15 protein-coding genes are annotated in these 19784 nt (G+C 64.0%); 10 read left to right on the top strand and 5 right to left on the bottom strand.

The window, feature by feature from the left end; translation table 11 throughout:
• Positions 1-32: 32 nt before the first annotated feature.
• On the bottom strand, positions 33-812 hold the full coding sequence (locus tag ACF8EF_RS11860; RefSeq protein ID WP_176684403.1) for a helix-turn-helix transcriptional regulator: 780 nt from the start codon (positions 810-812) through the stop codon (positions 33-35).
• Between the two features lie 89 nt (positions 813-901).
• Positions 902-2179: an acetyl-CoA C-acetyltransferase gene (locus tag ACF8EF_RS11855; RefSeq protein WP_176684402.1), complete on the bottom strand. Its 1278-nt coding sequence runs from the start codon at positions 2177-2179 to the stop codon at positions 902-904.
• 117 nt (positions 2180-2296) lie between these two features.
• On the opposite strand from ACF8EF_RS11855, the gene ACF8EF_RS11850 reads away from it, so the two are divergent.
• The 8 genes from ACF8EF_RS11850 to ACF8EF_RS11815 all read left to right on the top strand — a co-directional run bounded on the left by ACF8EF_RS11850 (position 2297) and on the right by ACF8EF_RS11815 (position 8522).
• Positions 2297-3649, top strand: coding sequence for a 3-oxoacyl-ACP reductase (locus tag ACF8EF_RS11850; protein ID WP_209968163.1), 1353 nt, complete (start codon positions 2297-2299; stop codon positions 3647-3649).
• A gap of 2 nt (positions 3650-3651) precedes the next feature.
• Positions 3652-4503: a MaoC/PaaZ C-terminal domain-containing protein gene (locus tag ACF8EF_RS11845; protein WP_176684400.1), complete on the top strand. Its 852-nt coding sequence runs from the start codon at positions 3652-3654 to the stop codon at positions 4501-4503.
• A 77-nt stretch (positions 4504-4580) separates the two neighbouring features.
• Entirely contained in the window at positions 4581-4886 is a 306-nt protein-coding gene (locus ACF8EF_RS11840; RefSeq protein WP_176684399.1) for a MazG-like family protein, read from the top strand.
• Complete coding sequence (locus ACF8EF_RS11835) at positions 4883-5632, top strand: methyltransferase domain-containing protein (protein WP_176684398.1); 750 nt, start codon at positions 4883-4885, stop codon at positions 5630-5632. The genes ACF8EF_RS11840 and ACF8EF_RS11835 overlap by 4 nt, the downstream gene beginning before the upstream one ends.
• Positions 5633-5654: 22 nt before the next feature.
• Entirely contained in the window at positions 5655-6290 is a 636-nt protein-coding gene (locus ACF8EF_RS11830) for a DUF4136 domain-containing protein (RefSeq protein ID WP_392460450.1), read from the top strand.
• A 19-nt stretch (positions 6291-6309) separates the two neighbouring features.
• On the top strand, positions 6310-6879 hold the full coding sequence (locus tag ACF8EF_RS11825; RefSeq protein WP_392460449.1) for a DUF4136 domain-containing protein: 570 nt from the start codon (positions 6310-6312) through the stop codon (positions 6877-6879).
• Between the two features lie 276 nt (positions 6880-7155).
• On the top strand, positions 7156-7626 hold the full coding sequence (locus ACF8EF_RS11820; protein WP_176684395.1) for a prepilin peptidase: 471 nt from the start codon (positions 7156-7158) through the stop codon (positions 7624-7626).
• Between the two features lie 119 nt (positions 7627-7745).
• Entirely contained in the window at positions 7746-8522 is a 777-nt protein-coding gene (locus ACF8EF_RS11815) for a response regulator transcription factor (RefSeq protein ID WP_176684394.1), read from the top strand.
• 74 nt (positions 8523-8596) lie between these two features.
• Here the strand turns inward: ACF8EF_RS11815 and ACF8EF_RS11810 are convergent, their stop codons facing one another.
• Positions 8597-10261 (bottom strand): ShlB/FhaC/HecB family hemolysin secretion/activation protein, encoded by a 1665-nt coding sequence (locus ACF8EF_RS11810; RefSeq protein ID WP_392460448.1) that lies wholly within the window; start codon positions 10259-10261, stop codon positions 8597-8599.
• Between the two features lie 92 nt (positions 10262-10353).
• The gene (gene pbpC, locus ACF8EF_RS11805) at positions 10354-12708 is read right to left on the bottom strand and encodes a peptidoglycan glycosyltransferase PbpC (RefSeq protein ID WP_392460447.1); all 2355 of its coding nucleotides are present in this window, start codon (positions 12706-12708) and stop codon (positions 10354-10356) included.
• Between the two features lie 77 nt (positions 12709-12785).
• Between pbpC and ACF8EF_RS11800 the strand changes: the two genes are divergently transcribed.
• Positions 12786-13079, top strand: coding sequence for a hypothetical protein (locus ACF8EF_RS11800; RefSeq protein WP_004577004.1), 294 nt, complete (start codon positions 12786-12788; stop codon positions 13077-13079).
• A gap of 151 nt (positions 13080-13230) precedes the next feature.
• Here the strand turns inward: ACF8EF_RS11800 and ACF8EF_RS11795 are convergent, their stop codons facing one another.
• On the bottom strand, positions 13231-18132 hold the full coding sequence (locus ACF8EF_RS11795; RefSeq protein WP_392529103.1) for an alpha-2-macroglobulin: 4902 nt from the start codon (positions 18130-18132) through the stop codon (positions 13231-13233).
• Positions 18133-18413: 281 nt separating this feature from the next.
• On the opposite strand from ACF8EF_RS11795, the gene ACF8EF_RS11790 reads away from it, so the two are divergent.
• Complete coding sequence (locus ACF8EF_RS11790) at positions 18414-19751, top strand: MATE family efflux transporter (protein WP_392460445.1); 1338 nt, start codon at positions 18414-18416, stop codon at positions 19749-19751.
• The last annotated feature ends 33 nt before the right edge of the window (positions 19752-19784 follow it).

Below are 19784 nucleotides of genomic sequence, written 5' to 3'. Positions count from 1 at the left end.
CCCGCGAAGAGGCCGGCACAAGCAACCGTAAACTAAAGCTTCAACTCCCCCGGTGTCGCCCCAAACAGCTGCTTGAACGCCGCAATGTAGGCCGAAGTGGAGTCATACCCACACCCCAGTGCCGCCTCGGTCACATTCTCCCCCGCCTCCAGCAACGCCAGCGACGACAACAACCGCATGCGCTGCCGCCAATTACGAAAGCTCAACCCGGTCTCCCGCTGAAACAACCGCATCAGCGTCTTCTCCGAACACCCCAGCTGCCGCGCCCACTGCTGCAAGGTCTGCGACTGGTCTGGTGCAGCGATCAAGCCATTGCACAGCGCCAGCAAACCAGGGTGGCGAGGCAACGGCAGCGAAAAACCGACTTCCGGCAAAGTGCGCAACTGGTCGAGCAGCACCGCCACCAGACGCGCCTCGGCGCTGTCGTCCTCTGGGTAATCCGCCGGGAACAGGCAGAACTGCTTGATCAGCTCGCGCGCCAGCGGCGTCACTTCCAGCACCCGGCATTGTTCCGGCGCCCATGGGCAGGCATCGCGGCGTACATACAGGCTGCGCATCTCGGCTTGCATCGAGGTGACCACTTCATGCTCGGCATCGGCAGGGATCCACACCCCCCACTGCGGTGGGGCAAAGTAACTGCCGTCGCGTGTGTACACGCCGAGTACGCCGCTGATGGCGTAGGAAAACTGTACCCAGTCGTGCCGGTGGCGAGTGGTCCACGAACCGGCGCCAAGGCTTTCGGCACGGGCGTAGAGGGGTCTGGGCAGGTGTTCCAGCGCGGGGATAGCGCGGGGGTGTCCGATGATCGGCATGGTATTTTCTTTTAGTTCTGACCAGACAAGCCTAACAGCTGGATCATGATCGAGGCACTCGCCGCCTCTGCCGTTACCCTGGAGGTACTTCAGCGCTCGACGATAACGGTCACCCCCTGCCCGCCTGCCGCACAGATCGAAATCAGCCCGCGCCCCTTACCCGCCGTCGCCAGCAGCTTGGCCAGGCTGGCCAATATCCGCCCACCGGTTGCCGCAAACGGGTGCCCGGCCGCCAGCGAACTGCCCTTGACATTGAGTTTGCTACGGTCGATCGCGCCAAGCGGTGCCTCCAGGCCCAACCGCTCACGGCAGTAGTCGGCATCCTCCCAGGCCTTGAGCGTGCACAGCACCTGGGCAGCAAAGGCTTCGTGGATTTCGTAATAGTCAAAGTCCTGCAGCGTCAGGCCATTGCGTGCCAGCAAGCGCGGCACGGCATACACAGGCGCCATCAACAACCCTTCGCGCCCCGTGACAAAATCCACCGCAGCGGTTTCGCCATCGACCAGATAGGCAAGCACCTGCAACCCCTGCTGCTGCGCCCACGCCTCGCTGCCCAACAGCACCAGCGAAGCACCATCGGTCAACGGCGTGGAGTTACCCGCCGTCAACGTGCCCTGCCCGCTGCGGTCAAAGGCTGGTTTGAGTCTGGCCAACTGCTCAAGACTCAGGTCGGGGCGCAGGTTGTTGTCCCGTGTCAGCGAAAGAAACGGCGTCAACAGATCTTCCTGCCAACCCTCGGCATAGGCAGCGGCCAGCTTCTGGTGGCTAAGCAGGGCCAGTTCGTCCTGCTCGGCACGGCCAACGCGCCAGGTGTGGGCCATGCGCTCGCAATGCTCGCCCATCGACAACCCCGTGCGCGGCTCGCTATTGCGTGGTAGTTCGGGTTTCAGGTGACGAGGCCGCAGCTTGAGGAAGGGCTTTAACCGTTCGCCAAGGCTTTTGCCACGGTTGGCCTGCAGCAATATATGGCGCAAGCCTTCGTTGACGGCGATGGGCGCATCGGAGGTGCTATCGACACCGCCAGCAATACCGCAGTCGATCTGCCCCAGGGCAATCTTGTTGGCCACCAGCAGCGCAGCCTCCAGCCCGGTACCGCAGGCCTGCTGGATGTCATAGGCCGGGGTCTGCGCAGACAGGCGCGAACCCAACACGCACTCGCGGGTCAGGTTCATGTCGCGCGAGTGCTTGAGCACGGCACCGGCCACCACCTCGCCCAACCGCAGCCCGTGCAGGCGATAGCGTTCGATCAAGCCTTCAAGCGCGGCCGTGAGCATCGCCTGGTTGCTGGCCGTGGCGTAGGCGCCATTGGCGCGGGCGAAGGGGATCCGGTTGCCACCCAGGATCGCGACCCGGCGAGCTGAACGCATGCGCTTATTCCTCCTGAAACAATTTGATCGGTACAGCCTAGGTGTTTTTACCGCATTCGAACGACCCTGCCGCAAAGTTGGTCCACACTTTCAAGCTTGCCTTTCGGGAGACCCCTCATGAGCGATCGCTACCTCGGTTTTGCCAACTCCAATCTCGGCCGCCGCCTCGTGGATGCCCTTGGCCTGCCACGCCCGGCGCCACTGGAGCGCTGGCAGGCTGGCCGCCTGCGCCCGGTAGAAGGTGCCCTGGTACTGGGTGGCGGGCCACTGGCGAAGCAGGTCGAAGCCATCGCCCCGTGCCTTACTGACGAGGTTTACAGCTTCAGCGCCGACAACCTGCAGGCTGAAGCCTGGGTGGCCGGCCTGGGGCCGAAAATCAAGGCCGTGGTATTCGATGCCAGTCATTTGTCCGACAGCGATGCACTGAAGCAGTTGCGTGAATTTTTCCAGCCGCTGCTACGCAGTCTGGCCCCATGCGCCCATGTACTGGTTTTAGGCCTTGCACCGGAAGGCCTCGACAACCCACTGGCCAGCGTTGCACAGCGTGCCCTTGAGGGCTTCAGCCGCTCACTGGCCAAGGAACTGCGCAATGGCGCTACTGCCCAGCTGTTGTATGTCGCCCCCGGTGCCGAAGATCAGCTGGAAGGCGCCCTGCGCTTCTTCCTCTCGCCAAAGAGTGCCTTCATCTCTGGCCAGGTTCTGCGCCTGCAAGCCTGCACCAGCCAGGTGGAAGACTGGACCCGCCCACTCGGCGGTCGCCGTGCTCTGGTCACGGGGGCTGCGCGCGGCATCGGTGCCGCCATTGCGGAAACCTTGGCACGGGACGGCGCCGATGTACTGCTGCTGGATGTACCGCAGGCCAGCCAGGACCTCGACGCCCTCGCTGCACGCCTTGGCGGCAAGGCACTGCCATTGGATATATGCGCTAGCGATGCGGCAACGCAACTGCTCGCAGCCCTGCCCGACGGCATCGATATCGTGGTGCACAACGCCGGGATCACTCGTGACAAGACACTGGCCAACATGACGCCGGAATACTGGGACGCCGTGCTGGCCGTGAACCTCAAGGCACCGCAGGTGCTCACCCAGGCGCTGTATGACAACGGCGCGCTGGGGGAAAACGCGCGCATCACCCTGCTGGCCTCGGTCAGCGGCATTGCCGGCAACCGCGGGCAGGCCAACTATGCCGCGAGCAAAGCCGGGCTGATCGGCCTGGCCCAGGCCTGGGCGCCACGGCTCGCCGAGCGCGGTGGCAGCATCAACGCCATCGCCCCCGGTTTCATCGAAACCCACATGACTGCAGCCATGCCCATGGGCCTGCGCGAGGCAGGGCGGCGCCTGAGTTCGCTGGGCCAGGGTGGGCGCCCGCAGGACGTCGCCGAAGCCATTGCGTGGCTCAGCCAGCCAGGCTCCGGGTCGGTCAACGGCCAGGTGCTGCGGGTGTGCGGTCAGGCACTGATGGGAGCTTGAGCATGAGCCGACAATGGCACGATCTGCACAACCCGGCCGCCCGCGCCAGCCTGTACCTGCGCGCAGCCAGCAAACGCACCATCAGCGGCGACCGGCTGCCGGACGATGGCCTGCGCTGTTTCATTCGGGTCCAACCGGGCAACCTGGGGGCGTATCGAAGGCTTTGCCACTTTCCCGATGATGGCCGCCTGCCAGGGACTTATCCCCATGTGATGGCATTTGCCCTGCAATTGCAGCTGATGACGGCCGATGATTTCCCCTTCCCGCTGCTTGGTCTGGTACACCTGCACAACCGCATCGAAGTGCTGCGCCCGCTTGGTGCTGTCGAAGGGCTGCGCTTTGCGGTGTATGCGCACAACCTGCAGCGCCATGCCAAAGGGGGCACCTTCGACCTGGTCACCGAGGCTGAAGATGGCATCGGCCTGCTCTGGCGAGAGACCAGCCGCATGTTGGTGCGTGGTTTGGCCCTGGAAGGCCAGACGAGTGAGCCGGCCGACACTGAGCCTGATCCGTTGCCCGAAGCCACACGCTGGTACGCCGACAGTGATATCGGTCGGCGTTATGCCAAGGTGTGCGGGGATTACAACCCTATCCACCTCAGTGCGGTCAGTGCGCGGTTGTTCGGCTTTCCCACGGCCATTGCCCATGGCATGTGGACCAAGGCCATGGCCTTGGCCGCGCTGCGTGGGCACCTGCCGCACAGTGGCTATGCCTTTGAGGTGGACTTCCGCAAGCCGGTCAGGTTGCCTTCGGAGGTGGTGCTCAGTGCCAGTGAAGCGGGCCCTTCGGGCCAACTGCGCCTGGATGGGCACGGGGACGTGCTGCATATGGTCGGCCGTTGGGAGTGCCTGTAGGCCGGGCCTGTCCTGGCGGTATACGCTTGCTTTGCATCGGGCCTGGGCAGAAGCTATGCAGCAATAGGAGACCCCCGATGAACCTGCAAGAAATCACCCAACGCCTGCATCAGATCCGCGATACCAACGACTGGCGCGGCTTCCACAGCCCGAAGAACCTGGCCATGGCCGCCAGCGTCGAAATGGCCGAGCTGGTAGAAATCTTCCAGTGGCTGAGCGAGGACGAATCGCGCCAACTGCCTGCCGACAAGCTGGCCCACGCCGGCCAGGAAGTCGGTGACGTGGTGCTCTACCTGTTGCTGCTGTGCAGCGAACTGGGTCTGGACATGGACCAGGTGGTGCGTGCCAAGCTGGCCGACAGCGAGAGGCGCTTCGCCCGATGAACGATCGTCATTTCGATGAGCTGGCCACCCGCTTTGCCGAAAAGATCTATGGCGGCGCCAAGGGTGCGATCCGCCTGGCGGTGTTGCAGGCCGACCTGGCCGAAGCGCTACCCGACCGCCCGCTACGCATCCTCGACATCGGCGCCGGGTTGGGCCACATGGCCTTGTGGCTGGCCGAGCGCGGCCACCAGCTGACCCTGGCCGAACCTGCGGCGCCCATGCTCGAAGGCGCCAGGGCGCGCTTTGCCGAAGCCGGCCAGACCGCGACCTTCATCCAGGCACCCTGGCAAGACCTGCTCGGCCAACTGACCGAGCGCTACGACCTCGTGCTCTGCCATGCAGTGCTCGAATGGCTGGCCGAACCCGAGAGCATCCTGCCAGTGCTGCACCAGCTCACGGCACCCGACGGCTGGTTATCGCTGGCCTTCTACAACCGCGACGCACTGGTCTATCGCAACCTGCTCAAGGGCCATTTCCGCAAGTTGCGCAGCAACCGGCTGGAAGGTGAAAAGCAGAGCCTGACCCCACAGAAACCGCTTGATCCACGCGAACTCAAGGCGCAACTTGAGCCTATGTGGCAGGTTGAAAGCGAAAGCGGCGTGCGGGTGTTTCACGACTATATGCCCAAGGAATTCCAGGGCAAGGCCGAGCTGCTCGACCTGCTGGAAATGGAACTGGCCCACCGTCGCCACCCTACCTTCGCCGGACTTGGCCGCTACCTGCACTGGGTCTGCCGCCCCCGCTAATCCGCCACGCCGGGAGGAACACATGCCGTACCGTCTGTTGTGCCTGGCCCTGCTGCCCATTGCCCTGGCTGGTTGCCAGGGCAGCAACCCGTATGTGGCCAGCAGCCGCCCGTTACCACCGGCCCCTGCGCAGGCGGCCCACACCTTCGACGCCAGTGCATACCCTGCGCCCGCTCGTGATTATGGGCACTACCGCAGCTGGAGCTGGCGCAACGGCCAGTTGCCCAGCGGCGCTGTGGGTGCCGACCCGGCGCAACTGGCCGATGCGGTGAGCGGTGCGCTCGACCAGCATGGCCTGCGCCCCTCTCGCGCAGGCCCTGGCGACTTGCTGGTGAGCGCCGGTATGCGCCTGGAAAAACGCTTGCGCCAGGTGCGTGACTACGACAGCTACGACCCCTACTACGGGCCGTACCCTTATGGTGGCGTGGGCTATGGAGGCTATCGCCATGGCTATGGGGGCTATGCCAGCGTGCCCATCGTGCGTACCTACGAGGTCGAAGTCCTGGTGGTGCGCATCGACCTGTACGACGCCCGCAGCGGCCAGCCGGTCTGGAGCGCCAGCGCCGAAAGCAGCAGCAACAAGGACTCGCCCCGCGAGCGCGAAAGTGCCTTGCGCGATTCTGTGCACAAGGCGCTCAGCGGCTATCCTCCCAGTTAATAGCTAACGGAGAACCATCATGTTGCGCCGTCTCGTTCTACTGTCATTCGCATTGTTGCTCGCTGCCTGCTCGAGCAACAACGTCCAGCAGGATTTCGATGCCAGCCGCGATTTTGCTGCCTACCGTAGCTGGGCATGGCAGGAGCCGGGCCTGCAGTACCGCCCGGATGACCCAAGGATCAAGAGCGACCTTACCGAGCAGCGCATTCGCCAGGCGGTGGCAGAGCAACTCGACCAGCGTGGCCTGCGTCCGGTACAAGGCGGAGCGCGGCCCGACCTGGCAGTACGCACGTACCTGATCGTGGAACAGCGCCAACAACAGATCACCACCAACTACGGCGGTGGCTGGGGTGGCTACTGGGGCGGCTACTGGGGTGGCCCGATGTACAACGAAACCCGCAGTGTCGACTACAAGGTCGCCACCATCCAGGTCGACATGTTCGATGGGCGTGACGGCAAGCTGGTATGGCGCGGCAGTGCCGAGCAGATCATGAACAACTACCCGCCAAGCCCGGAAGAACGTAACAGCGCAATCCGCAACACCGTGGCCAAGGTGCTGGGCAACTACCCACCGGGCAGCAAAAAATAGCGTCGGAATATGGCGTTGGCATGCACCGTGGCCCGCGAATGAAGTGGCACGGTGCATGTTACTGCCTTCGCGGCTGAACCCGCGCCTACACTGATCGCGATTCTCAGTACGACTGAATCCCCTGCCAGGCCGGTGTCAGCTGCGACAAAATCCATTCCACGCACGCCTTTTTTCCGTTGCCAACCGCACTCCCCCGCGCGTTCCCGTCTATCTTCATCTAGGTAAACCTGACTGACCGGGTAGAAGTGTTCAACATTTGGGAAAGGCGACCTGCCAATGCAAAGCATTGTTCTCCTGCTGTGGCTTGCCTTGTGCTCCGAACAGGATGTGCGTCAACGCCAGATCTCCAACATGCTGACCCTGGGGGTGGCTGGCTGCGCCCTGGCCTGGCTGTTCGCTACCGGCCACAGCTGGATAGGCGCCGATGCCAGCGATGCCGGTTGGGCGCTGGCCATCGTCATGCTGCTGACCCTGCCAGGCTACATGCTCGGCCGCTTCGGCGCTGACGACGTCAAGCTGATGGGCGCCCTGGCCCTGGCCACAAGCCCGCAATATGTACTCGGCACCTTTATTGGCGCGGGTGTCAGTGTGCTGGTCTGGCTATTGACCCGCCGACGCCTGTGGACTCTGCTCAATCCCAAGATAAAGAAGCGTTTGCAGGCCCTGACCGAGGAAATGGGCGACAAGCAGGCTTTCGTCCCTTATGTGTTGTCAGGTTTTCTTCTGACAGCCGTATGGATCCAGTAAGCCTTCCAGTGGTCCGATGACTTGTACACGCCTTGTACAATTTCGCCTAGTGCGACTACTTTTAAGCTGCCAGAGCGTCTGGCACGGGAGCAGGGCCGTATAAGAACAGGGAGTTGATCGTGTCCAGATCAGTGAGTGAAGTGAAGGTGTTGGTGGTTGATGACCAACCGGTCATTGTCGAACAACTGAGTGAATTCCTCGAAACCAAGGGCTATGCCTGCGTTACAGCCCTCTCAACCGACGAAGCCATCGAGCACTATGTGGCAGACCCTAGCATCGGCCTGCTTATCTGTGACCTGCACATGCCCGATCGGGACGGCATCGAGCTGGTGCGCGCCTTGAAGGAGATCAACGGCAGCCAGCGCATGTTCGAAGCCATCATGTTGACTGGGCGTGCCGAGAAGCAGGACTTGATCCGGGCGCTACGCGAAGGTTTCGCCGATTACTACCAGAAGCCGATGGACCTCGATGAACTGCTGGCAGGCGTCCGCCGGCAGGAAGAGGTCTTGCTGGAGCGCCAGCGCAATATCCGTGATCTGGGTGGATTGAACCAGCGCTTGCAGGAACTGGCCGAGTCGGTGGACGAACTGTATCAGGACCTGGAAAAAGCCCGTGGCCAAGGCACCCACCGGCGTGCCAGTGATGCAGAAGAAAGCGAAAGCGAGCTGCCAGCAGCGTTCGAGAAACTATCACCACGCCAACTGGAAGTGGCGCGCCTGGTTAGCAAGGGCAAGACCAATTACCAGATCGCCTGTGAACTGGGCATTACCGAAAACACCGTGAAGCTGTATGTATCTCAGGTATTGCGTTTGACGCATATGCACAACCGCACCCAACTGGCTCTGGCGCTGACCCCTAGCTCGTCGCCCGTGCACCAGCGGTTCACGACCCATTGAGTGAAGGCTCGGCACACCATTCTGGAGCGGCCTGGCGCTGCGAAAGGCTGCTCCTGCAAGCCCATAGTTGCCTGCTACAACTGGATCGCCAGGTTCAACGACAGCCGAGGCCCACGGTCCAGGCTATCCAGCGCCACATCCGCCAACGGCTTGGCCACTTCCAGCGCCACATTGAACATATGCCCAGCCCCTAACCGCACACCCAGCGCCACCGAAGCCAGATGGGCGTCCTCCACCGGTCCCCGGTTATGCCAGGCCTGTGCGGTATCCACCACCGCATAGGGCTGAACCCGCGCAAGCCAGCTACTTCGCATGCTGTAGTTAAGCTCGTAAGCCACACCCCAGCCCTTGTCACCGTCCGCCTGATCGCGCGGGTAGCCACGCCCGAAATTCTGCCCGCCAAACCCCGCACGCTCACTGTCGGGCAAGCGATCGTCACTCCAGTACAACGCACCGGATACCACCCCCTGCCAGTTTTCCAGCAGCGTGTCGCTCTGCAGGCCGGAAAGCCGAAAGCGCAGGAAATCGAGATCGTAGTCAGCATCGCTGCGTGCCCCCAGATAGTCCAGGCCCTGATAGACCCCGACACTGACGATACGCAAACGCCCCTGCTCCACCTTGCGCCAGTCACCTTCGAATGACAGCGCCCGTACATAGGTGTCGTACTTGCGAAACGGTGGCTGCTCGGCCATCCGGTCTTGATCTTTCTCACTGACTGAGTACACGTGGCCCTGCACCGCCAGCCACTCATTCGGCCTTACGATCACCGGCTGGCGCAAACCGATCGCATAGCGTTCACTGTCGTGCTTGCGAGTGATATCGCGGCCATCGTCCAGACGTATGCGCGTGCCGGGCTCGCTGCGGTAGCGCGAGGCCGATAGCAGCAGTTGGCTACCGGCAGAGTCCAGGTACTGGCTGTAATCGAGACGCTGGTAATGGACCCGGTCTTCCCCAGAGGGCAGCAGCCAACTGGCCGCGAACTGTTCGCCATGGCGAGTCTGGGCATTGCTGGCTGCCGTCAACAGGGCCTGAGCAGCGTCACGGCTGGAGTCGGCCACGGTCACCGCGGCGCTGAGCGGCTTGCGCCGTGCATGCACGGTCAACTGGGCGACATCCTCGGCAGCCCGCGCCATTGTCAGTTCGGCCTCTACCACGACCCCTGGCATGCGCGTAGCCAGGCCCAGATAGCGCTCCAGCGTTTCGCGGGTCAGTGGGCGCTCGGCCTCAATGCGCGCCAGCAACTGCTGCAAATACTCACTGGCCGGTCCAATATCGCCGTCCAAGCGGTAATCACGTACGTAACCTTCGACCAGCACCACGTCGACCCTGCCATCGGCCACATCCTGAGGCGGCAGGTAGGCATACGACAGCAAGTAGCCCTTCTGCCGGTAGCGTTGGGTCAGGCGCTGGGTGTATTGCTGCAATTCACCCAACGTGGTTTCGCGCCCGATCAGCGGCTGATAGTGTTCACGCAGGTCGCCCAAGGGGAACACCGTGCCGCCCTCGAAGCGCACTTTTTGCAGCACCAGCCGGGTGTTGGCCGGGGCCCAGTCGGGGTTGTCGATAGCCGCCCCTGCCAACCGTATGCGGGGGCTCACAGGGGCGTAGTCCGTCATCGGCAGGTTGGCGCTGGGCAGACGCCGCTCGTATTCATGGCTGTCGAGAAACCCCGGCAACGGCTCGGCGTGGGCAGCAAGTGCCCAAAGCAGCAACATCAGGGGCATGACCAGAGGACGCATAGGGCACTCCATGTTCCCATGGGTTGCGGGGCACCAGCCGGTCACACCCGTCACTTGCAAGCGTAGGTGCTGGCCCGGCTGTCGTCGAACACCTACTCACTGACCTGGAACGCCACCCGCGCCGTCTGACCGCTTTCGTCCAGCGCGCTGAGTTCGGCCTGCCCGACCTGTGGCAAACGCAGCAACAAGCTGTCCTGCCCCTGGGTTTCACCCAACGGCTGGCCGTTGAGGAACCACCAGCGCCGTCCACCACCACCCAAGGCAGATACCTGCAATTGCAACGGCTCAGTGTTGGTGGCCGGGCGGCGCAGATGGTCGCCAGGGCGCACACCGACGATCGACAGCGGTGGTGCACTGGCCGGCGCCTGCGGCGGGCAGGCCGGGTCGATGGCCGGCAAACGCGCCATGCGCCGCTCGACACGCGGTAGCCACGGCTCCAGCGGCGCCGGCCACAGGACGATGTCACGAGCCCTAGCGCCCGGGCAGCTACCATCGACCCGCAGGCCCTGATCGTTGACCCACACTGTTTCGCGCAAGCCCAGGCCCAGCGGCTGGTCAGCTGCCTGCAAGGTTGGCGGCGTGGTGCCGTCCAGGGTCCATGCAAAGCGCTGACGCCGACAGTTGGTGTCCTGCTTGCTCATCGGCTGGCCCAGCGGCCAACAGATTGCCGCAACGCCAATATTCGCAGGTACTCGCTCTACCGGGACGCTGATACCGCGTTGGCTGTCGCGATTGCTCAACAGATCGTGCACCTGCAACATCAGCGGCGCCGCCGACGCCAGGCCGAACTGACCGGGCACCGGTGTACCGTCGGGGCGGCCAATCCATACGCCAATCAGGTAGCGCGGCCCCACGCCAATCGACCAGGCATCGCGAAAGCCGTAGCTGGTGCCAGTTTTCCAGGCCAGTTGCGGGCGCTGCACCAGTTCGGCGTGCGGGTCGCGGTCCGGGCGCGCCTGGCCACTGAGAATACGCCGGATGATCCACGCCGCCCCCGGTGACAGCAACCGGTGCTCCACCAGGGGGGCCTGTGGCTGCAAGCGCACCTGCGCACTGTTGCCCCCCCGCGCCAGCGCCGCGTAGCCGCCGACCAAGTCTTCCAGGCGGCTGCCGGCACCGCCCAGGATCAACGACAGGTTGGGCTCGGCAAGGGGCGGCAGTATCAGCGGCATGCCCGCCATGCGCAATTGCGCGGCAAAGCGTTTCGGGCCGTAGGCTTCCAGCAATTGCACGGCGGGCAGGTTGAGCGACAGGGCCAGCGCTGAGCTCGCCGACACCGGCCCGCTAAAACCCATGGAGAAGTTGCCAGGGCGATAGTCGCCATAGCGTCGTGGAACATCCTGCAACAGCGATTCGGAATGGATCAGGCCATCGTCCAGCGCCATGCCGTAGAGAAAAGGCTTGAGGGTGGAGCCGGGCGAACGCAGCGAGCGCACCATGTCGACATGGCCAAAGCGGCGCTCATCAGACAAATCTACCGAGCCCAGGTACGCGCGCACCGCCATGGACTGCGCTTCGACCACCAGAATGGCGGCCGAGGTACGCTCGGGCAGCCGGGCGCGCCAGCCCAGCAGCAAGTCTTCGAGGCGCCGCTGAAGCGCAGCGTCAAGCGTGGTCCGAATCAGTGGCGGGCTGTCAGCACTGTTCAGGCGTCGGGCCAGCAATGGCGCCAAAGCCGGCTCCTGGCGTGGCGCCAACACCAACGGCTCCTCGGCTGCCTCGCGGAGCTGCTGGGCCGGCCATACCTGGTATTCAGCCAGGCGCTGCAGCACCTTGTCCCGGGCACGCTGGGCACGCTCGGGGTGGCGGTCCGGGCGCAGCCGGCTGGGTGCCTGGGGCAGCACAGCCAGCAGCGCCGCTTCGGCGGGTGTCAGGTGACGGGGGGACTTGCCCAGGTACGCCCAGCTGGCTGCCGCCACGCCCTGAAGCGTGCCGCCGAAAGGTGCGCGGTTCAGGTAGATCTGCAGGATGTCACGCTTGGACAAGTGCCACTCCAGCTGCAACGTGCGCCATAGCTGGCGCAGTTTACCGCCCAGGGTACGGTCGTGCGGGTCGAGCAGGCGTGCCACCTGCATCGACAGTGTGCTGCCGCCCGACACGACACGCCCGCTGCGCAGGTTCAGCCAGGCCGCACGGGCCAATGCCAGCGGGTTGACCCCTGGGTGGTCGTAGAACCAACGGTCCTCGTAAGTCAGCAAGGCCTGCAGGTAAAGCGGCGAAACCTCTTCAGGGCTAACTGGGTAGCGCCACACGCCCTCAGCATCGGCAAAGCGCCACAACGGTGTGCCGTCTTCGGCCAGCACTACCCGGGCCAGGTCGTCACCCGGCATCGGCAGCGGCCAGATACGATCAGCCAGCCAGAACAGGCCGCCCAGCACCAGCAAACTGATCAGCGTGGCACGCAACAACCTGCCCGCACGGCTGCGTGGTCGCGCTAAGCTTGGCATCGGGAACCGACCTGGCCAGGTAATGGCCAAAGGCTTTGGGACGACAACCTCGCCGATTTTTTCATCAGGAAGCAACTATGCATGTAGAAGGTTTTTTCGAGTGGCTGGGCCAGGCACTGGGGTCGTTGATCCGCTTCATCGTCGACGCATTGAGCGGGCTGTTCAACCTGCTGGCCAATGCTGGTGGCAACTTCATCGATGGCCTGTCGCGCACCTTGGGCATGGACACCTCGCTGCTGAGCATCCTGGCGCTGATCATCGGCCTGATGCTGCTGTACTCGGCAATCCGCGCATTCATGCGCGCGTCGATCATCCTCGGGATCATCTGGCTGGTGCTGGGGCTGTGGGTGATGAGCTGGGTGATCCACTGATCTGCGCGGTCTTTGTGGGAGCGGCCTTGCGTCGCGACAGGACTGCACAGCAGCCCCAGGATTTCAGTTTCGCCGCTTGAACTTCCGGGGCCGCTTCGCGGCCCTATCGCGGCGCAAGGCCGCTCCCACATTGTCCGCGTCGAGCGGGACTCTAGCGGGCTTTCACGGTCATCTCCCCTTGCCCATCGCCCACGGCCTGCAGGTTCGGCCGATACATCGACTCGACCTGCGGCGGCGGCACGCGGTAAGTGCCCGGTGTCACCGCTCGCGCCAGGTACAGCAGGTGGGTGGTGCCATAGCCGTCAAGCTTGAGCGCGGCCACGTAACGGTCATCACGATACTCCTGATGCACCACGCTGGCGTTCTGCATCGACTCGCGCCACGCCTTCACTGCACTGCTGGCGTTGTCCAGGCTGGCGGCGCTTTGAGCCAGGTTCTGGTTTTCCAGCTCCAGGCCTGCCGGCAGCAGGTCCACCACCAGCGCATCCGGCACGCGCTCCTCGGCTTTCAGCGCCAGGTGCACGAGCACAAGGTCGCCACTGCGCAGGTTATGCACGTCCAGCGGCTGGCCATTCATGCCCAGGTACTCTCTGCGAATCTGCAGGCCGTTGCCGCCAGCAGCAGGCGCCTGCCGTGGGTAGCCCGACAAGGTCAGCTGCTGGTACAGCGTCTCGTTGCCTTCATTCTGCACGCTCAGTGGCGAGGCCAGTAACGGGCCTTCCAGCTTCATACCGGCGTCGGCATTGTTCAACTCGCGCACTTCACCCGCGCTGTCCAGGCGTGCCTGCCACTGGCCTTCCGGCTTGCCCAGCAGGCCACGGCCAGCGAGGAACAGTGCATTGCGCTCTTGGGTCGACAGCCAACGGTTGGCTGCCAGTTCATCCGACAAGGCGAACAGGCGCTGATCGACCTGGCTGCTGGCCAGGTTGCTTTCCTGCAGCAGCGCCAGGATCAGTGCCTGGTCACGCAGGGCGCTGCCATAATCGGCCAGCCAGCCTTTGCCACGGCTGATGCCCAGGCCTGCCTGCAAGGCTTGCTCGGCACGCGGTTTGTCGCCCATTTTGTCCAGCGCCACCGCCAGTTGTACCAACGGCAGACCGGAGCGGGCATCGGCGCGACGTTCGAACAGGCCTCGCAGGGCACCCAACGGCGCCTGCTGGCTGCGCGACAGCACCAGCGCCGCATAGGCCTGCACGGCAAAGCGTGTGTGATCGGCATTTTCGCTGTAGTCGACTTCGATCAGGTTGCGTTCCTGCAGGTAACGCAGCAGGCGCTCACTGGCCTTCTTCAGTGACTCGGCAGGCACGCCGTAACCTTGGTCACGGGCACGCAGCAGGAAGTCAGTAACATAGGCGGTGAGCCAGTACTCTTCTTCGCTGTCCGAACTCCACAGGCCAAAGCTGCCGTTGTAGCGCTGCATCCCCAGCAAGTGCTCGATGCCCATCTCGATCTTGCGCTTGCGCACATCCGCCGGCTCCCCCTTGATGCCCAGGCGCTTGAGGCTGTCGGCATCGGCGTACAGCGAGGGGTACAGGCCACTGGTGGTCTGTTCGAGGCAGCCGTAGGGGTAGGCTTGCAGCGCGCGAATCTGCTCGGCAAGGTTCAGCGGCGGCCGGCTCGACAAGGCCAGGCTGGCTTCCAGGCCAGCCGGTTCGAAGGCGGCCAGGTCTGCTTCGGGCAGGGTCCACGGCTGGTCCTTCAAGGCCACGCGGTAGTGCTTGAGCATTGCCGGGTAGGCCGGGCGCACGCCCAGCGTCCACTCACGCTCGAACGCTGTGATCGGCTCGTTCGGCAGTTGCAGGCCCGTCACCCGGATATGTACCTTGCCCTGCCCCAGACCACCCTGGGCCTGCACCGGAATCATCAGCGTCGAGCGCTGCCCTTCGGCCAGATTAACGCTCTGCACGGCGTCGGCCGCCAGGCTCAGTTGCCCTTCTGTGGTGATTTCGACGTTCAGTTGCTGGGCGCGGCCAGACAGGTTGGCCAGGTCCAGTGCCAGGCGGGTACGGTCACCACCGGCCAGGAAGCGCGGGGCCGAAAGCTCGGCAATCAACGGTGCGGCGACCACGGTCTTGCCTTCGGTCATGCCGAAGTGCTCTTCGGTCCAGGCCTGGGCCATCAACCGCAGTTCGCCGTTGAAGTCGGGGATATCGACCGTGGCCTGGCCCTCACCCTTGTCGTCCAGCGTCACCGGCAGGCTCTGTTGGGCAACGATGGTTACCGTAGTGTTGGGTCGCTTGCCCCCCTTGGCCATCGCTGCGTCACCACCGAATGCCAGGCTGGCCAGGCGGCCCTGCCCGGCCTCGATCAGTTGGCCGTAGATGTCCAGTTGATCGGCACCATAGGCCTTGCGCCCGAACAGGCTGGCGAACGGGTCGGGGGTTTTGAAATCGGTGATGTTGAGGATGCCCACGTCCACCGCCGACAACAGCACATGCACCTGCTTGGGCACGCTGCCATCGGCGTTGGCGGCCTTGATCTTCACCGTCAACGGCTGTTTCGGCCGCATTTTCTCCGGTGCCTGCAGGCTCAGCGCAAGCTTGCGCTCGGCGCGGTCCAGCGGCAGGTGCAGCACGCCCACAGCACGCTTGGGCGTGGCATTGGCCTTGCGCTCACCCGGGCGGATAACCAACGCGCTGATGTACAGGTCGTGGCGGGCCCAGGCCTTGTCCAGTTGCACGTCAAAGGTCTTGCCCTCGGCGGGCACATCGATTTCCTGCCACCACAGCGGGCCATCACTGGACTCGATCATCAGGTAGCCGCTGCCCGCAGCGGGCGGGGTGACGGTGACCTTGGCGGTAGCGCCATCGGCGTAGGAGGGTTTGTCCAGCGCCAGCTTGACCTGGTCCGGCCGTACCGCGCCGCCCTCAGCGTTGTCCTGGGCACGATAGCCGGCCCAGAAGCGCTCACTGGATACCAGGCCGGTCTGCGGGTCTTCGACCTCGACGCGGTAAGGGCCCCATTCAACCTGGAAGCTGAGCTTGGCAGTGGAACCTGCCTTGACGCTGATCGTCTCTTCGTTCTGGGTCAGGAACTTCTCGTTGTAGGCGTAACTCCAGCCGTCGCTTTGCGAGTAATTCCAGTAGTAATCGCGGCGTTCGCGAACAAGGCGCACCTTGAGCGCATCGGCCGCCAGTTTGTTACCGTCGCGGTCGGCCACCAGGAACTCGAATTCCACCGGCCCGTTGCTATCAGTTTCCTCACCTTCGAACAGGCCTCGCAGGCCCGGCAGGCGCTCAGCCGGCCAGATAGGCTGCTCCAGGCGCCGGGTGATCGGCCGGCCACCCGACTCCTGCAGGCTGGCCTGCACGGTAAGTTGCAGCGGAGAGCGGGCCTCGGCCCAACGGCTTTCGATATCGACCACCGCCTTGCCGGCCTGGTCAAGGGTGACTTCGTCCAGTTCCAGGTCCTGGTTCAGATCGGTTTCGGTGACCGAACCGAACTGGTAACCAGGCAACGCCGGTACCGCCTCGCGCAGCGGGCGTACATAGGCCTGACCGCTCAGGCGATTGCCGGCGGCCGGGGCGCCATAGAGGTAACGGCCATTGACCTGGATGCGCGCATCTTCATCCGGCGAAAGCGGTTGGCTGCTGCCCTTGAGCTCCAGCGCCAGGCGCTCGGGCAGGAAGTCTTCGACAAGGAATTCATAGACCTGCTTGCGCCCGCCCCCCAGGTCGAGCAGCAGTTGCCAACGGCCCGTCGGGGCCTCGGTGGCCAGTTGCAACTGGTATTGGTACAAGCCATTGCTGTCGGCTTCCCAGACGAACTTGCGGCTCACCTGTTCATCCGGGCGACGCACTTCCACGCTCACTGGCTGGGCTTTGACCGGCTTGCCGTCCTGGTCGCGCAGCAGGCCGTTGAGCAGCACCGTCTCACCCGGGCGGTACAGGTCACGCGGGCCGAAAATGAAGAACTGCAGCGGGTTGGCCTGAGGCCCGGTGATGTCGAATTCGGCCAGATCCAGGGCTGCGGTGTTCAGGCGCAGCAGCGTGGTATGCACGCCCTGAGTGGCGATCAAGGTATCGGCCTTGGGCGTGATCGGCAGTTGGGCATGCCCCTTGCCATCGGTAGTGGCCTGGGCCAGCAGCTTGCCCTTTTCGTCATGGATTTCCAGGTTGACGCCGCTCAGCGCCTTGCCGCCTTCCAGGGCTTGAGCAAACACGTCGATGCGGTCGCGGTAGCGGTGGGCCGACACGCCGATGTCGCTAAGGGTGAACAGGGTTGCCGGCTGAGAATAATCGTAGGTACCCGAGGCGCGCATCACTGCCAGGTACACGCCTGGCGCCTGCAACGGCTTGATGCCGGCAATCGGCAGCAACACGGTCTCACGCGTGTTGCGTGCCGGGTTGAGATCAAAGCGGCCGCTGTAGACCAGCTCGGCCATGTCCAGGGTTTCCTTGGACTGGTAGTAGTACAGGCTGCTGTTGCGCCCCCAGTTGGCCAGGAAGGTCGAGAGCATGTCTGGCTTGACGCGGAAGAACTCGACATCCACCTTTTCGACGTTCAGGGCAATCACCGGCAGGCCTTCGGCCAGACGCGTAGGCAGCAGCGAGCCGCGGCTGGCAAAGCCGATGGTCGGCTGCATGTCGCGGGTTTCCAGGCGGGTGATCGACTCGCTGTCCAGCTGCTTGCCATTGACTGCCAACAGCCCCTTGTCGACGGTCAGCACCAGCTTGCGCTGCGGCTCCAGGTGGCGCAAGCGCAGCTCCATCTGGTTGTCGGAGAGTTCCCAGGCTCCGTCGAGCTTGCCTTTGACGGTATCTACCAGGTGAACTTTGTTGGTGAAGTCCTGCTTGGCATCCAGCGGTACGGAAAAGCTGACTGACAGCGTTGCCGCGCCATCGAGCTGCACTTCCGATACGTCCAGCACCGTGAGTTCGCGGCCCTCATAGCGCTTGGCGAGCAAGGCCGGGTCCTCACGCTTGGGGGCGGAAGCTTCGGCGGGCGCGGGCGCCACGGTTTTCTCGACCGGCGCCGGTTTGCCTGGCGTGGAAGAGTCACAGGCACTGAGCAACGCCAGCGCGCAGGCCAGCAACAATCCTTTGTTGAACATGAGATAGGAACTCTTGGGCAGCGTGTACGTGAGGGCAGCAACTATAGCGCAACGTCAGGTGCAGCACCCGGCGTTGCGCGCCAGGTCAGACCATGGTCGCGCTAAATGGTTGCCTGGTCGGTACACTGTGGCCATTCGTTAAAAGGGGGCCGCGTTGCGCCCCTTCGCGGGCTTGCCCGCTTCCACAGGTTTGGCGCCGGCCGCAAGAGCAACACTTTCCTGTGGGAGCGAGCACGCTCGCGAAGGGGCGCACAGCGGCCCCAAAATCTCATGGAATGCACATGCCCCAACTCGCTGCCGACTGGCGCCACCGACCCACCCACCGCAAGGTCTGGGCGCTGGCCGCGCCGATGATCCTGTCCAACATCTCGGTACCGCTGGTGGCGCTGGTCGACAGCACGGTCATCGGCCATCTTCCGCACGCCCACCAGCTGGGCGCCGTGGCCGTGGGCGCCACCTTGTTCACCTTCATGGTCGGCCTGATGGGCTTCCTGCGCATGGGCTCCACCGGCTTCGCTGCTCAGGCTGCCGGCCGTGGCGACGGTGCAGCATTACGCCAGGTACTGGTGCAAGGGCTGCTGCTGGCGGTCGGCTTCGCCCTGTTGATCGGCCTCCTGGCCCTGCCCTTCAGCCAGCTGGCACTTCATGCGATGCAACCCAGCGCAGCCCTGCAGCAATCCACCGAAGACTTCTTCCATACCCGCCTGCTTGGCCTGCCTGCGGCGCTGGCCAGTTACGCGCTGGTCGGCTGGTTCCTCGGCACCCAGAACGCCAGGGCTCCACTGGCCATCCTGCTGACCACCAACCTGCTGAACATCGCCTTGAACCTGTGGTTCGTGCTGGGCCTGGACTGGGGCGTACTGGGCTCGGCGCGGGCGTCGGTGATTGCCGAATGGAGTGCCGCCCTGCTCGGCCTGGCCTTGACCCGTCCGGCCCTGCGGGCCTACCCGGGGCAGATCGTGTGGGCAGCGCTCAAGCGCTGGCAGGCCTGGAGGCCACTGCTGGCAGTGAACCGCGACATCTTCCTGCGCAGCCTGGCGCTGCAACTGGTGTTCCTGCTGATTACCGTGCAAGGCGCACGCCTGGGCGAAGCGACCGTGGCAGCCAACGCCCTGTTGCTCAATGGCCTGCTACTGACGGCCTATGCGCTGGATGGGCTGGCCCATGCGGTGGAGGCTTTGTGCGGCCATGCCATTGGTGCCCGTGACCGCGACACCCTGCGTCGCTCGCTGGTGGTGGCCTGCGGCTGGTCGCTGGTCACCAGCCTGGGCTTTGCCGGGCTGTTCCTGTTGGGTGGGCACCTGTTCATCGACTTGCAGACCGACATCGACAGTGTGCGGGCGGCGGCTTATCCGTATTTGCCCTACCTGGCATTGCTGCCGTTGATCGCGGTGTGGAGTTACTTGCTGGATGGGTTGTTCATCGGCGCGACCCGGGCGCGGGAAATGCGTAATGCAATGCTGGTTTCGGTATTGATTGCGCTGCCGGTGGCAGTGGCCATGAGCGGGTTGGGCAACCATGGGTTGTGGATGGCGTTTCTTGGGTTCATGGGGTTGCGGGCGGTGACGTTGGGGTGGGTCGGGTGGCGGTTGCAGCAGAGGGACCTGTGGTTTGGCTGATTGGGGCCGCTTTGCGGCCCATCGCGACGCAAG

The organism is Pseudomonas sp. zjy_15 (genome assembly GCF_043101865.1).
GTDB lineage: Bacteria > Pseudomonadota > Gammaproteobacteria > Pseudomonadales > Pseudomonadaceae > Aquipseudomonas > Aquipseudomonas putida_Y.
The sequence above is the reverse complement of the archived record's forward strand: the minus strand, read 5'-3'. Positions and strand labels throughout refer to the sequence as shown.